The organism is Flavobacterium sp. KH_035, assembly GCF_057839565.1.
Map to the genome: position 1 here is coordinate 2,743,865 of NZ_CM174492.1, position 14,782 is coordinate 2,758,646.

At 33.3% G+C, this 14,782-nt stretch carries 10 protein-coding genes; 6 read left to right on the top strand and 4 right to left on the bottom strand.

Annotation, left to right across the window (positions count from 1 at the left end):
• The first annotated feature begins 11 nt into the window (after window positions 1-11).
• The 3 genes from AC3IS6_RS11180 to AC3IS6_RS11190 are packed head-to-tail and all read left to right on the top strand — an operon-like array spanning window position 12 to window position 6,967.
• Complete coding sequence (locus AC3IS6_RS11180; protein WP_291285306.1) at window positions 12-1,112, top strand: RES family NAD+ phosphorylase; 1,101 nt, start codon at window positions 12-14, stop codon at window positions 1,110-1,112.
• Between the two features lie 55 nt (window positions 1,113-1,167).
• Window positions 1,168-5,880: an AVAST type 2 anti-phage system protein Avs2 gene (gene avs2 / locus AC3IS6_RS11185; protein ID WP_291285305.1), complete on the top strand. Its 4,713-nt coding sequence runs from the start codon at window positions 1,168-1,170 to the stop codon at window positions 5,878-5,880.
• Window positions 5,867-6,967, top strand: a complete 1,101-nt coding sequence (locus AC3IS6_RS11190; protein WP_291285304.1) for a ComEC/Rec2 family competence protein — start codon at window positions 5,867-5,869, stop codon at window positions 6,965-6,967. The genes avs2 and AC3IS6_RS11190 overlap by 14 nt, the downstream gene beginning before the upstream one ends.
• A 29-nt stretch (window positions 6,968-6,996) precedes the next feature.
• On the opposite strand, the gene AC3IS6_RS11195 is transcribed toward AC3IS6_RS11190, so the two are convergent.
• The 4 genes from AC3IS6_RS11195 to AC3IS6_RS11210 are packed head-to-tail and all read right to left on the bottom strand — an operon-like array spanning window position 6,997 to window position 11,662.
• Window positions 6,997-7,959: a PDDEXK nuclease domain-containing protein gene (locus tag AC3IS6_RS11195; protein WP_291285303.1), complete on the bottom strand. Its 963-nt coding sequence runs from the start codon at window positions 7,957-7,959 to the stop codon at window positions 6,997-6,999.
• Between the two features lie 21 nt (window positions 7,960-7,980).
• Complete coding sequence (gene mobC / locus AC3IS6_RS11200; protein WP_291285302.1) at window positions 7,981-9,963, bottom strand: conjugal transfer protein MobC; 1,983 nt, start codon at window positions 9,961-9,963, stop codon at window positions 7,981-7,983.
• Window positions 9,964-9,980: 17 nt separating this feature from the next.
• A complete protein-coding gene (locus AC3IS6_RS11205) occupies window positions 9,981-11,285 on the bottom strand; it encodes a relaxase/mobilization nuclease domain-containing protein (protein ID WP_395433557.1) in 1,305 nt (434 codons plus the stop codon).
• Window positions 11,270-11,662, bottom strand: coding sequence for a plasmid mobilization protein (locus AC3IS6_RS11210; RefSeq protein WP_489159433.1), 393 nt, complete (start codon window positions 11,660-11,662; stop codon window positions 11,270-11,272). The genes AC3IS6_RS11205 and AC3IS6_RS11210 overlap by 16 nt, the downstream gene beginning before the upstream one ends.
• A gap of 640 nt (window positions 11,663-12,302) precedes the next feature.
• On the opposite strand from AC3IS6_RS11210, the gene AC3IS6_RS11215 reads away from it, so the two are divergent.
• The 3 genes from AC3IS6_RS11215 (at window position 12,303) to AC3IS6_RS11225 (ending at window position 14,728) form a co-directional block, all read left to right on the top strand.
• A complete protein-coding gene (locus tag AC3IS6_RS11215; protein WP_366045962.1) occupies window positions 12,303-12,593 on the top strand; it encodes a hypothetical protein in 291 nt (96 codons plus the stop codon).
• A 237-nt stretch (window positions 12,594-12,830) separates the two neighbouring features.
• On the top strand, window positions 12,831-14,345 hold the full coding sequence (locus AC3IS6_RS11220) for a MauE/DoxX family redox-associated membrane protein (RefSeq protein WP_291285300.1): 1,515 nt from the start codon (window positions 12,831-12,833) through the stop codon (window positions 14,343-14,345).
• A gap of 86 nt (window positions 14,346-14,431) precedes the next feature.
• The gene (locus tag AC3IS6_RS11225; RefSeq protein WP_072974240.1) at window positions 14,432-14,728 is read left to right on the top strand and encodes a DUF6520 family protein; all 297 of its coding nucleotides are present in this window, start codon (window positions 14,432-14,434) and stop codon (window positions 14,726-14,728) included.
• Window positions 14,729-14,782 lie beyond the last annotated feature (54 nt).

Genomic DNA, 14,782 nt, shown 5'->3' on the forward strand with positions numbered 1-14,782 from the left:
ATTTTACTATTATGGAATTATTATCCTTATTGCATAATCCTATTACCAACGTACCAATTCATTATGACAGTGAAGGTTTTAGGAAAGCAGTCGCTTCAAAATTGATCGATTTTAAAACCTTAGTAGATAACTCAGAAATCATATCGTCACATCCCGACTTGAATTATCGTGATGTAAATGAATATAAAAAAAAGATTGGAGTTCTAATTAACGGGCTCCTCAGGACAATTGATAATTTTTATAAAGGTAAACCGGCTCAGGCTTATATAACTTTCAGGAATACAATGAAAGCTATAAATATAACTGAATATCTTGATAAGAATTCAAGACTTCCGGCAGCAAATAATCTTTATCGTATTAGAACTACTAGTGGAAATTATCCTTTGAGCAAAGACGAATTGTTTCATATTCCATTTGAGAAGCGTGGAATAGTAAAATCACAAAGATTTAGTATTCCTGGGCTTCCATCACTTTACACGGCAAATTCAATATATGTAGCTTGGGAAGAAATGCGCAGACCAAATATAGATTCAATTCAGGCTATAAGGTTAGTTAATCAGCGCGATCTTAGATTACTAGATTTAACTTCAGATATATATAATTCTAATTTAAAAAATGATACCATAAGAACAGATGTAAATACTTCTTTATATAAAGTTTTAACCTGGCCATTAGTCGCTTGCTGTTCAATTAAAGTTAAAAATTCAGAAGACACATTTAAGCCTGAGTACATTATTCCACAGCTTTTATTGCAATGGGTTTCTGAAAATCTTGATGGTATTAAGTATTCGTCAACACATATTGACTTAAACAAAGTAAGACATACCGGAACATTTCATAATGTAGTTCTGCCTGTCAAAACCTTTAATTTGGATTATGGGTATTGTAATCGTTTAAAAACATTGTTTAAAGGAACTGATGTCTTGCCTATGCAACTAAGACAATTTGCAACCTATAACGATCGCTTTAACCATCAGGCAAGTATAAGAACGGATGTTAACCTAAATGTTAGTGAATTGGAACTTATAGAGGGAACTTCCCAGTATTATTCTCAAACATTATTTGGGGTTTTAGAACACGGTTTAAATGGTCTTGAAATCCATGATTTGTAGTGATTTTTATTATTCATTAAGAGAGTGACAGTAAAATTTAAAAAGTTAATTAAGAATGAAAAATACTAACGATAAAATTATATCTAATCTTACAATAAGACTTACAAATAGAGTAACAGGTAACTGCATAGGATCAGGAATTGTATATTATAACGACCAATTAAAGGACTTGGTATATATTTTGACCGCTGCACATTGCTTATTCCAAGACGGAGATGGGTTTCAAGAACCTTTAGAAGAAATAAATATTGATTTTTACAATTCCAAAAATAACTCGTATTACAGTACAACCAAAACAATCGATAACCGATTAGTTTTTAAAGATGCTGATAAAGATGTTGCTGTACTTGTTTTTGATAAGAGTGAATTAGAATCCTATATAGGGCTAATACCTAAGATATTATGTGTAAACCATAGACAGTCCTTTAATCAATTTGCTGTTAAAGGATTTCCAAATGCTACTCAGGGTAAAGAATTAGATGTGATTTTCCCGACTTGGAAACAAGAGATGACGGAAGTTCATAAATTTCAATTACAGCTGCATGAAGATTATAACTCATGGGCAACAGAAGGTTTTTCAGGTAGTGGAGTTTTTCTAGAAGCAAACGATGAAATATATCTTTTTGGGATTTTTACTCGTTTTAGACCCGAGGATATGGGAAAAGTTATTTATTGTCAATATTTGGATACTCTTAATGAACTTCTTAATAACTGTTATTTTCCACCGATCACATTTTCATTTATGGGAGGACAAGGGTTGACACCTTCATTTTTCAAGCAAAAAGTAGAATTAGCTATTGAAAATTTAGGTCCTAGATTTAATGAAAAACTAAATTTCAGATTACCTATAGCACTCAAATTTAATGACATTTCAAAAGATCAGAATTTCAAATCAAGAACATTCAAAATTTTCGACGACTGGATTAGTGAAAAAAGTTACCATACTCTATTTGAAAATGAGCATGTAGGCGAAATAGAAAAAAAACTTGTAGCATTTCGTCAGAAAGTTAAACAATGGCTATCGGACATTGAATTCAAAGCAGATGAAATCTTTGATCCAGAATGGATTCTTATTGAAATCAATACATTTAATGAACTAACAAATGACAAAACAGATCAGTTGTATCAACTTAGAAGACAAAAAGAAAGTGAAATAAAAAATATAAAAAAAGAATACAATTATCGAGAACCATATAGTGCTGAAATTGAAAGACTGTGGGAAATGCGTAGGGATAATAATACTTTTTTAGGACGGTTAGAGAATGATATCGATATCAGACTTGCAAACAACCCTTTTCTTATTATAAAAGGTGAAGCAGGTTGTGGTAAATCGCATCTATTGGGAGATGTAGCAAATGAGAGGATAAAAAAAGATATCCCAACAATTCTATTACTGGGACAGAATTTTACTAGTACTAAAAGCATATCTGCGAATATTCTTGAAAAGCTTGATCTTCAGTGCAGTTTTAAAGATTTTTTAACCAGTCTTAATGATATCGGTGCTCAGATAAATTCCCGAGTTCTTATCCTTATTGATGCTGTGAACGAAAGTAAAACATCTGATTTATGGACAGATAATCTTGCAGGATTTATAAAAGAAATTTCTACCTACCCTTTTATAGGACTTGTATTAACAGTCCGCTCAACCTATTTTAAATTTGTAATACCGGAAAGTACTCGTAAAAACGAAGAAATAACATTTCTAACACATGAGGGTTTTAGAGGTAATGAATATGCAGCCTTAAAATTATTTTGCAACTTCTTTGGGCTCAAACAGCCAACATTTCCAATTCTTGCTCCAGAATTTACCAATCCTCTGTTTCTACAGCTAGTCTGTATTGGCGTAAAAGAGTCAGCAGATAAAGCTTTTCCGTTAGGATTTCATGGAATAAAAGAGGTATTTGATATGTATATTACATCAATAAATATCAAATTACTAGCAAAAATTGAATATGCTAACCGTACAACTCTTGTTAGAGAAGCGATTAACAAAATAGCTGCCCTGTGTTTTGAAAAAGGAAAAAGAATTCTCTTCTTACAAGAAGCTGTAGAATTTTTTGATAAAGAATTTTCAAGGTTTCCTAATTTATTACATGATTTAATCCAAGAAAATGTACTTACAAAGAATATGAATTATAACTCTGTAAGAGATAAACATGAAGAGACAATCTATTTTGCCTATGAAAGATTTGGAGATTTTTATATTGCGGAAGAATTATTAAAACCTTACAAATCAAAAGAACAAATAGTTCCAGCATTTGAAAAAAATACTCCTCTTGCCATACTATTTGATAAGTACTATAATAATGGAATCATCGAGGCTATAGCAGTTTTACTCCCCGAAAAATATGAAATTGAGATTTTTGAAGTTTTTAACTGGATGATTGATGAAGAAAAACAACTTGATACTTATCGTAATCATACCCACATGATAAGTAATTATTTTCTTAAAAGTCTCACTTGGAGAGCAATTGATAGTATTAATTCTGAAAAATTAAACTATTGGTTATCAAGTGACGATTTTTTGGTAGATAATGATGATTGGATTCATAAATTACTAGAGTTCACTGCCATCCCTGGGCATCCATTAAATAGTGACCGCTTGCACCATGGTCTAAAAAAGTATACAATGTCAGAACGGGATAGTTTCTGGCAATCATATCTTTTGGGTTTCGGAGGTAATGACGATTATGGTAGTGCTTTTCCTATTAGACGCTTAATTGACTGGGCTTGGACAAAAAATATTTCTCCAAATTTGGATTATGAAACAACACGACTTACAGCTCAAAGCTTATCCTGGGTTTTAGCAAGTACCTGTGTGGAACTTCGCGATAAAACAACGAAGGCCATGGTCAATCTTCTAGAGAATCAACCGCAAGCATTAATTTCTACATTAAAAGTATTTAGGCGAACTAACGATATGTATATACTGGAAAGACTTTATGCTGTTGCTTACGGCTGTATACTCCGGACGGCGCAAAAGGAATCGATTTCAGAAATATCAAAATATACCTATTCTTCTATTTTTAAAAATGGCAAACCGCCCAGAAATATATTACTCCTTGATTATGCAAGAAACATATGTGAGTATGCTTTTTATAGAAAAACAAACTTAAATTTTGATATGACATTAGTACGTCCGCCGTATCAGAGTAATGTTCCATTTTTCCCAACCAAGAAAGAAACTCAAAAATATGAGATTCCGTACAATAAGAAGACTGAAAAAATCCAGTACAAGAATTCTTTTAATCAAATTTATCATTCAGTGATAAGCGGTGATTTCGGTAATAAAATTGTGAATACAGCTTTAAGTTCATTTTCCCCTTTAAAAAAGAATGCAGATGAAGAAATGAAAAATTTTTCTAAATCGCTAAATAAAAGTGAAAAAAAAATACTTAAAATGATTTCACAAAATATCGAATTAATTTTTTTCTGTAGTGAAAAACGCGATAGAAATTTTACTTCTGAATTTTCTGAAAGTGAAAAAGAATTAGCTGAAAAAATTAAATTTTTGGAAGATTTTCAAGAGAATGCCCTTGGTACTTTTGCTACAGAACAAAGAATATGGTTAGATAGAATAGGAATTCCATACATGCAAATTAAAATAAAAATAAAGTATAGGAACATGTCTTTATTTTCTACAGCTCCTATCAAATATTGGATTGTGCAACGAGTATTTAAGCTAGGCTATAAAAAAGATTTACATGGTGAGTTTGACTCTGGAGCCGGTAGTTATAATAATCGACATAACAATAAAGTTGAACGTATTGGTAAAAAATACCAATGGATTGCTTTTTATGAAATTCTTTCAATTATAGTGGATAATTATGAAATGAAAAAAAGATGGGGTTCTAGAAAACCTAATTATTATAACGGAGCCTGGCAGCTTTATATCCGAAATATAGATCCTGCTTATACAAGCTTAAACATCAATGAGGATAATATAGAAGATGACCTTGGGATTATTTACAATGAGAAAAAGTGGTGGGGAGAACCTACATACACGCATTGGAACGTTCCTTCTAATATATGGGCATTCCAAATTGAAGACTTGCCAATGGGTAAAGATGTCATTGTCAAAAAAGATCCTGAGGGTGTTGAGTGGTTACATTTAGAGCATTATATTGGATGGAGACAACCCAAGAGCCTAGGAGAAGATAAATATTTTTCTCCCCACAAACATATAGAATATTTGATTCAGGCATATTTGGTAAAAAAGAAAGATAAACGAGAAATCGTAACATACTTGTCGGATAAAAATTTTTTCGGACTTTGGATGCCTGAAAATCATGGTACAATAAGCCGTTTAATCAATCGAGAAAAGTTTTGGTCGCCAGCTTATTTTGATGAAGGACAAGAGCCTAAATGGGAATTTATTCGGGACACTGACTATAAAGTTATTGTTGCTACAACATCAGCAAAAGGAAGCATGGAAAATGATAAATCTGATGCAAATTTTGAATACAACATTCCATGTCAAACTTTATTTGAAGGATTAGGATTGCAGTACGCATCCAACGATGGAGATTTTATAGATTCAAATGGAGATTTAGTTGTGACAAACATCAATCCTAAAGGGGTTCTGATTCGCAAAGATAAACTTGTTGAATTTCTAAGTAAAAACAATCTTGAAATAATCTGGACCATACTTGGCGAAAAAATTTCGGATTTGGGAAATCAGGATTATGATTTCGGAGTTCCATGCGGTGTTTTCTCACTTGAAAACGGTACTGTTAAAGGAGAAATGCTAATGTATGAAAGAGACTAAAATGAAAATATATTTTTACCAAGCAGAGTGCGGAGATGCTTCACGAATTACTTTTAAAGGAGATGATAACCAAAATCATAATATTTTTATTGACTCTGGATATGAACGAACCTTTAACCATATTCTCTCTAATGAAATCAAAGAACTTATTACCAATAAAGAAATCATTGATATGTGGCTCATTTCTCATATTCATGATGATCATATTGGAGGCGTAATAAAATATCTTACTACAATTAAAAGAGGAGAATTTACTGATATTGTTCAAGAATGGTATTATAACCCCCCGAGAATATATCCTGCTTTAAAAGTCGTTTCTGATGAAAAAAAAATTAGTGAAATAAAAAGTATTGATCAGGGTGACCAACTCTATAATTATTTGAATCAGAAAGGAAAAATTAAAAACTTTGACATAACATCTGAAATTACCCTTCCCATTATTTTTGGCATGGAATTTAAGGTGCTCACACCATCAGTTGGAAAAATTAATAAACTTCGGGAGAAGTATCGTTTACCAATAGTTCCACTTCAAAAAAATGAATCTAGCGAAATCAGTGAGGCCAAGAAACCTAAAGAATATGACTATAATATGAGGTTAGACGATTTTAATCTTGATTTTTGGACTGAAGATACATCTGTTGAAAATGGTAGTAGTATTAGTGTCTTGACTATTTTTAAAGGAAAGAAAATTTTGTGGCTTGCGGATTCACATCCTTCAGATGTAGTAAGGAGTCTAAAAACAATGGGGTATTCTAAAAATAATAAAATTAAATGTAATTTGGTTAAAGTAACCCATCATGGAAGTAAGGCAAATAACTCTAATGAACTTTATGATCTTATTGACTGCGAGAATTATTTAATGAGTGTTAATGGAATTAACAAAGATTATTTACCTACTAAAGAATCAATGGCAAGGATAATAAGAAATAAAAATAGGTCCATAAACTCACATTATAAATTCTATTTTACATACGATAATGAAATACTGCGTGGAATATTTAAATCAGATGAAGATAGTGTTTTTGAAAAATGGAATTTTGATGTCCATTATCTTACAGAGGGAGAGTATTATGAGTTTGAATTATAGCAGTTTATAATACGGTTGTTAAAAATTAATTAAAGATCGGTCAGCTTTTGTGTTAATAGTTTTTTGTCTGGCAGTTGAATTTTATATTCCGCAACCATCGTTGGAGATAGACTTCTGCTTAAAGCGTATTCTACAACGGTATGATCCTGATCTTTGCATAATAAAATACCAATACTTGGGTTTTCATTCTGCTTTTTCACATCCCGATCCAATGCTTCGAGATAAAAATTCAACTGTCCGAGATGTTCAGGTTTAAACTTATCTGATTTTAATTCAAATGCTACCAAACACTGTAAGCCTCTATGATAAAAAACCAGATCAATATAAAAATCACTATGACCTACCTGAACTTTATATTCTTCTTCTATAAATAAAAAATCTTTGCCTAACTCAAGTATAAAATTTTTCATTTGATTGATCAATCCCTTTTGTAAATCACTCTCGCTATAGGATTCAGAAAGGTTTAAAAAATCAAATATATAGCTGTCCTTAAAAGTATTTTTGATATCGGGATGTAATTCTCTCATCATTGATGAGACTTTTGAATTTCCAATAATTGTTCTTTCAAAAACGCCACTGTTTATCTGCCTTTCTAATTCTCTTGAACTAAATTTCTCCTGACTTGAAAGCCGCAAATAAAATTCCTGTTCTTCGATTGATTTGGTCCTGCTTAAAATGATAAGATTGTTAGTCCAGCTGATTTCTCTCAGCAGTGCTGAGAGTTTTGGAAAAGCTTTGTATGTTTGATAAAACTGTTTCATTCTCCAAAGATTCTTGTCCGAAAATCCTTTTAAATCAGGTTCACTTTTCTGTAAAAAATCAGCCAGTTCTTTTACAACTGATTTTCCCCAATCTGCTGTTTCAATACGATTGTGAATGTACTGCCCAATATTCCAGTAAAGATTAATCATTTCAGTATTAACTACTGTAATAGCATTTGATCTGGATTGCTTTATTAATTGAATAATATCGGTAAATTGTTTCTGTGTCATTATTTCTAAGTTTAATTTTTATCACTTCTTAATCACTAAATTCATCAATTCAGGATCATTTAATAGTCGTTCTTTTTCAGCATAAATGATATCCTTGATGTCTTTTTTTATTTGCAGATAATTGCGCAGCACCATTGAATTGTCGACTTTTCGAATGACAGGGATATCGATGTAATCATCCTTTTCTTTTTTCAATGCTTCATGGTCATTTACTATTTCAGAATGAAAGGTTTTAAGTTCTATTTTACAATCAGGATCATCGGCTACCATACCAACAAACTCACCGGAACTAAGTCCGGAAATTTTGGACGGAGGTACAGCAGATTCCAATTGTTTGGACCGGCTTATAGAAGTATCTCCGCTATTGATGGAAAGGCTTTCCCTATCCTGCATAATTTTTCCAAAACGCTCTGATAATTGTTTAGCTGTATCACCTGTAACCTGTCCGCTGACTACGTTCCCAACAATATTCATAATAACATCCGCCTGTTCTCGTCCATAATCTTTACGCAGCTGGCTAAAATCTTGGATACCCAGACAAGTTGCTACTTTGTTGCTTCTAGCAGTAGCGATCAAACTGTCCATATTGTTGAGGTAGATAGTTGGAAATTCATCGAATATCAGACTGCTTTTCTGCTTGTTTTTTTTGTTCACTTGTTTTACCAATCGGTTAACATATAATGATAATACAGCTCCATATATCTGGATTTTCTGCGGATTATTGCCCATGCAGACAATCTTCGGTTCATCCGGATTATTGATATCCAATGTAAAATCGCTACCAGATAAAACATAATACAATTGTGGAGAGGAAAGCCGTGCCATGGCAATTTTTGCCGAAGCAATTTGCCCCTCCAACTGGTCCATAACATTATTTAGGTAGGCATTCACAAAAGGATTAATAAGTACTTCTATTTCTTTTTCGGTTCTGAGCAGGGTAAAGAGACTATCGTAATCTTCCTGCATTAGTTCAATTACATGGGGAAGCGTACAGAATTCGCCGTCTTTGTATTTTCGTAAATACCATATTATAGCTGATAGAAAATTAATCGGAGATTCTACAAAAAAATCGCCCTGTCTTTTGATCCATTCCCTGTTGAGTCCGAGCAAAATAGTACGCGCTGATTCTGAAGCATCCGTAATGTCACTCATACCAGATGGCTCTAAAGGATTACAACGATTTGTCCGGGTCAGGTCATCAAAATTAATGACATAGAACTGAGGCAAAACCGGATAGAGATGCTTGTATTTAAGCCAGGTATTATAGACAATTCTGGTCAGATCATCAAACTTGAAATCATAGACAAACATGGTGAATTGTTTACGGATGTGCTGGGTAATGACATGGCGTATGACGAAATAAGATTTCCCAGATCCTGGTGTGCCGGAAACCAGCAGTCCCCGAAAAGGATTAATAATGTTTATCCAACTGTCCCTTATCTTATCCTTTAAATGGTATCGAGCGGGAAGGTTGATGGAATATTCATTTTCCAAGAACCTTTCTTCCTGGGGGAAAGTTTCATTTTCGTTGTTAAAAATATCCTTGCTGTTTAACCTGTTTTTTATAATACGCGATAATAATGTACCGCCGGAAAGCATCAGAAGAAAGCCACTGGAAGTTATGGCCATGTAGACAATAGCTGCCAACATTAATTCTATTTTCAGGTATAGTGAAAGATAACTTATAAAGTAAATCAGAATCCCGGTAATTATATAAGCAAAAGCTGTTTTGTAATTCAGTTTTTCATCTTTTCTCCCTTTAACTCCAAGCAGTGAGATTATTAAAAATCCCAGTGCAAAGAGTTTGGACTTATGAAAATTACTAAATAGTCCTGTATTGTAAATATTACCTATAATTTTATCACTGAACCCACTGACCAGATGCCACTCCCGAAACGCTGCATAACAGTAATAATAAAAATGGATTACTAAAATAATAATACTGATGAGTCTTGTCATATCCAAGATCTTTCTCAGTGCCTGTTCGTTTTCTCCTGTCTGCATAGCCATAATTTTAAGTTTTATCGATTATTAGACTGTCCTCTTCTTTTTTTCTTTTTGTTTTTCAGCTCGTATGGAAGGTAATTAGATGTCTGTTCAGCTTGTGTGAGCATCTCTGCTAATTGGCCCATTATAGTACTGGATCCTACATACTTGTTATCCCTGAAATCATCTCCAAACAGTGCTGCAACTATTTCCGATTTCGGTGTTTCAAATTTGATTTCGTGTAATTTTTCACCAACCAAATTTGGCATTTTTTGTTCTTCCTGATTAATTGACGTACATCTTTCCTGTATTGCTTTGGCACTATATTGTTTACCGAGTGTACTTCCATTAAAAACACATTTTGTGGTATGGTCAACGTAGGTAATACCGTAAAGTAAACCTTCTGCGTTTTTTCTAAAAACAGTATTGATACCCTCTTTTTCCAGTAGTTGAACTAATTCTCTTATTGATATTTTTGTTCTTAAAAATGCCATATCAATGGCGTTTTTCACCCTTCTTATATCTGAGACTTGATTTTTGGTATTGGATGCGAATTTTTCTTCTAAAAATTTCAGTGTAGGCTTGTTGTAAAAAAGACTGGCTTTTATGGGTACACCAATAGGTTTTCCATTTTCATCGAGTATCCTGTACATTAATCCTTTTGCCTTAAACATTCTTGAATCTTCATTCCCTGGGTCTGCTAAAACATTGTATTGTTTGAGTACGGCATTGAGCTGTGGAAGGCTGGTATATTTGTACGATGAAAGCACCTGATCCAGTACATTTGTAATAGCCTTTTTTGATTCGCTTCTACCGTATTGAACCTTTCCTGAAATGATTGGCTTCAGGTGAAAATCCGGACTATTTTTATTCCCTTGAGCCTTAACAAGTCCAAAGCGTTCTTCGATTTCTTTTCTTGCCGGTTCAGATCGGTTTTTACCAATATTTTGCATATCAATTCGTGTACCATCCCTCTGAACATTTATGGAGACCAGATGGATGTGCGCATGCCCGGAATCGTGATGCTGATATACGAGATAAGGCTGCTCACCAAAACCGATTTTTTCCATATACGAATCAGCGATAGCCATTAATTTTTCCTTGGAATAATTTTCTGACGGATCAAAGTTGATCGAAATATGAACACTGTTTCGCTTTACATTTTCATTTAGTTGCAGCTGTTTTAAAAATCGGTTCAGTTTTACAGTAGGTCCCATTTTATCAACATCAATCGGATAATTTCCGGCGCCTATACATTCTGCCACACGCTCTTTTACTTTGTTTTCATTGTAATAAAAAACCTTATGAAGGGAATGTCCGGTCTTTATGATCGCAACCATCTTTCCGAGATTTTCTGGATGTAATTTTTGATTTCATCCATCTTGTCAAAAAGGATTTTTTTATCCAGTTCAGCGCTTATAATCCATACCTTGAATTCCGGAATCTGATTTAGTGTATGCAGTTTTTTTACTGCCTGATTGAAGTTGTTTCCAATCCCATTTAATTGCCTGAACAACTGGGTCATTTCATGGATCATATCATCCAAAGACTGATTCCTGTAAGTGGTGTTTATAGATTTGCCAAATAGGTGCCTGCGAATGTAATCGCTAAGCTTGCGGCAAGTACTCGCTTTCCATTTTTTCTCAATTTTTTCATACTCTTCGGGTGTAAACCGTAACCCGACAATGCGTGTTCTGTTTGAATTTTCTCTTTTCATCATCTCTCTTTTTCATTATTATCAAGCTCTTTTTATTCTTCCAGTATCACTGCTAACGAGTCCCGAGTGTAGAGCAGCAAGAAGGCTGTTGTTTAACAACAGGACATCTTGCCGATTGCAGGAACGTTGCAATCCTGCTGATAGTTTAAATGTCTTTCGGATATTCCTATGTTTCCAAAATACTCAAAACTTAAATTTCTCTTTTACAGACTTCTTTTATACTATTTGCTGTACTTATTGTGGTATTCCGTAAATTCAATGCTGTATTCATTAAGTCATTAAAATTTCAATATCTTTTTATAAAATCTGTTTCATTTTATTTTAGAACTCAAGGAAAGTGCACACTGCATAAAATTCAGAACTATTATAACTGGGTAGCAATTGTGCCAATTTGTGGTCCGAATCTTAGATTGAAAAACGTGCTCTTTCAAAGCAATAAACCAATTTTAAAACAGCAAAATCCTGACTGTTTTAGGGAAGGTTTTTGGTTGCTCAATTTTAACCTTTCCTTTTTATTTCAGAGACAAAATTAAGTAAGCGAAATGGATTTTACCTATGATGGACATATTATGTCCATGACACTTTAAGACTGGCTTTATACCTTTGTAGAAATAAATTATTAATTAAAACCGTGAAGATTATGACAACAAATGATGTGGCCAAGGTTTTTGATACTGTACTTAGTATCCCAGGCATGAATGATGTAGTGAAGATTGATTTGAAAATTTCACGAAAAAATGTATTATTATTAAACCATGTTATTGAACGTGGATTATCTGCTAAGGATAATGACAAACCCTCAATTCTCTTGATGAGTATCCCAGATGAAAATCTTCAGGATTTAAGATTCTTTGGAGATGAATGTTTACAAAAAGCCGGACTGATTGAACTTAGTGAAAAACTAAACACGTTGAGTGAAACGGGTAAGTAATTTTCTTTGAATTGCATTATTTAATCAAGGCATTGCTAAACAAAATAGTTTAGTAATGTCTTTTTTTATTTTTTTAACTATAATTGATTGTTTTTGAAAAATCTTGGCTTGTTTTCGGTAACAGTTTATTGCAGAGGTCACTGTAATTTTGTCTTATCAAATTCTAATTAGTAAAACTTCAAGTTAAGATATCCTTTCTAGAATTTGAAACAGGAATGATTTTCAAAATCTGTAAAGATGAAAAAATTAAATTTACATAGTAAAAAAGTAATTGCGGAGATCATTTGTCTCTTGTATACAATTCTTTTTGTTTATGCAGCAGTAAGTAAATTATTGAATTTTGAGAATTTTGAAGTGCAGCTTGGTCAGTCTCCATTATTAAGTATATATGCCTCGTGGATTTCGTGGCTGGTAATTAGTATTGAACTATTAATCGCTGCAGCACTGCTAGTACCCAAATTGCAATCAATAGGTTTGTATGCTGCAATGGGTTTGATGACAATGTTTTCTGCTTATATTTTTATAATTCTAAATTTCAGTTCTTTTATTCCCTGTTCCTGCGGAGGGATTTTAGAGAAAATGAGCTGGAATATGCACTTGATTTTCAATTGTATATTTATTGTCCTGGCCCTTTTTGCAATTGTGCTAGAAAAACAAACCAACATTAATGCTACTGCATCTACAACAGGCACCAGAACGGTTAAATTAACAATTGGAATTATTGTTGGCAGTATACTGATTGTGTTTATTTTATTTCTTTCCTCTGAAAATATCATACATCATAACAACCCTTTTATAAGAACATATCCAAATCATCCAGCTGAGTTTTCAAATACAATAGATTTAAAACATCATTCATATTATATTGCCGGTTTTGCAAATAACAGGATCTATCTTGGAAACTATCAATATCCAATGTATGTACTTTCAATGGACCAAAATCTAAAGAACAAAAAATTAGATAAACTGTATTTCGATGTAAAAAAAATCCCCTTCCAATCAATTACGATAAGTGTCAGAGAACCCTATTTTTATTTATCGGATGGGAATGTTCCTGTGCTCCTTAGAGGAGATATGAAAAACTGGACCATCACTAGAGAATTAAACTCAGTTCCTTACTTTACAAGGATAGTCCCAATTGACAGCAGCATGGCGGTATTCAGATCAAACAATTCAAAAAAACTGGCAAATGTTTTGGGGATTTATAATGCTGACGCCGAACAAAAAACAACATATAGCAGAGAACTTCTGCAGAGCCGCAATGATGGCATTTTTGATACTGATGGAACGCTTCTGTACAGTGAAGCGGCAAAGAAAATTGTCTACCTATACTATTACCGCAATGAATTTATGACCGCTGAAAAAAACGGAAAACTTATCACCAGAGGACATACCATTGATACTATAAGCCATCCAAATTTAAAGGTTTCACTCCTCAGGGATGGAAAACAATATGCAATGTCCACGCCATCATTCGTAGTAAATGCTAATGCCGCAGTAGTCGGCAATCTGCTCTTCGTGCATTCCAGGGTAAAGGGCAGGTATGAGAATAAAAAGTTATGGGATAAATCCTTTATTATAGACGTATACAATCTAAAAAACAATACATATCTGCTCAGTTTTCCTATCTTCCATACTTCGAGCAAAGTCCTTAATTCTTTTGCAGCAACTGATACGCATTTGTATGCTATAATTGGGAATGATCTTGTGGTTTATGAACTAAAAAAAATAATTAAGAATGAAATTCAATAATTAAAAATTTACCAGCGCTGTTGACAGGAAACAGATCGAAACCTGTAGAAAAAGTAGATCAAATTATAATTTTAAATTTTAATATTATGAAAAGTTTATTTTTAAAAAATGGAATGCCTGTGGCTGCCGTATTATTGGCAATGGCAGGCGCTTTTGCAACTACCTCCATGCAGAGTTCGCCAAAAGCAGATACCCTTGCCATCCGACCAGGATACTTTCCTGATTCAAATGGAGACTGTACTGAAGAAGAACCAATAGATTGCTCTAACATTCAAAAGCCGCAGCTATGTCGTCTTAACGTAACATCAGGTCCTGTTGCTTATGAAAAAGATGACCAAAACAATTGTGTTCAACCTTTATATCGTGTTGTAAATGGTCAGTAATTTTCGTTTTCATGGAAGAATGCAGTCCCATTTGGGACTGCATTCCTATTTAAA

Coding starts and splice junctions, on each gene's coding strand:
- AC3IS6_RS11195 (WP_291285303.1), bottom strand. CDS start 7,959: ATGACACAGAAACAATTTACCGATATTATTCAATTAATAAAGCAATCC.
- AC3IS6_RS11225 (WP_072974240.1), top strand. CDS start 14,432: ATGAAAAGTTTATTTTTAAAAAATGGAATGCCTGTGGCTGCCGTATTA.
- avs2 (WP_291285305.1), top strand. CDS start 1,168: ATGAAAAATACTAACGATAAAATTATATCTAATCTTACAATAAGACTT.
- AC3IS6_RS11220 (WP_291285300.1), top strand. CDS start 12,831: ATGAAAAAATTAAATTTACATAGTAAAAAAGTAATTGCGGAGATCATT.
- AC3IS6_RS11215 (WP_366045962.1), top strand. CDS start 12,303: ATGACAACAAATGATGTGGCCAAGGTTTTTGATACTGTACTTAGTATC.
- AC3IS6_RS11180 (WP_291285306.1), top strand. CDS start 12: ATGGAATTATTATCCTTATTGCATAATCCTATTACCAACGTACCAATT.
- AC3IS6_RS11190 (WP_291285304.1), top strand. CDS start 5,867: ATGAAAGAGACTAAAATGAAAATATATTTTTACCAAGCAGAGTGCGGA.
- AC3IS6_RS11205 (WP_395433557.1), bottom strand. CDS start 11,285: ATGGTTGCGATCATAAAGACCGGACATTCCCTTCATAAGGTTTTTTAT.
- AC3IS6_RS11210 (WP_489159433.1), bottom strand. CDS start 11,662: ATGAAAAGAGAAAATTCAAACAGAACACGCATTGTCGGGTTACGGTTT.
- mobC (WP_291285302.1), bottom strand. CDS start 9,963: ATGCAGACAGGAGAAAACGAACAGGCACTGAGAAAGATCTTGGATATG.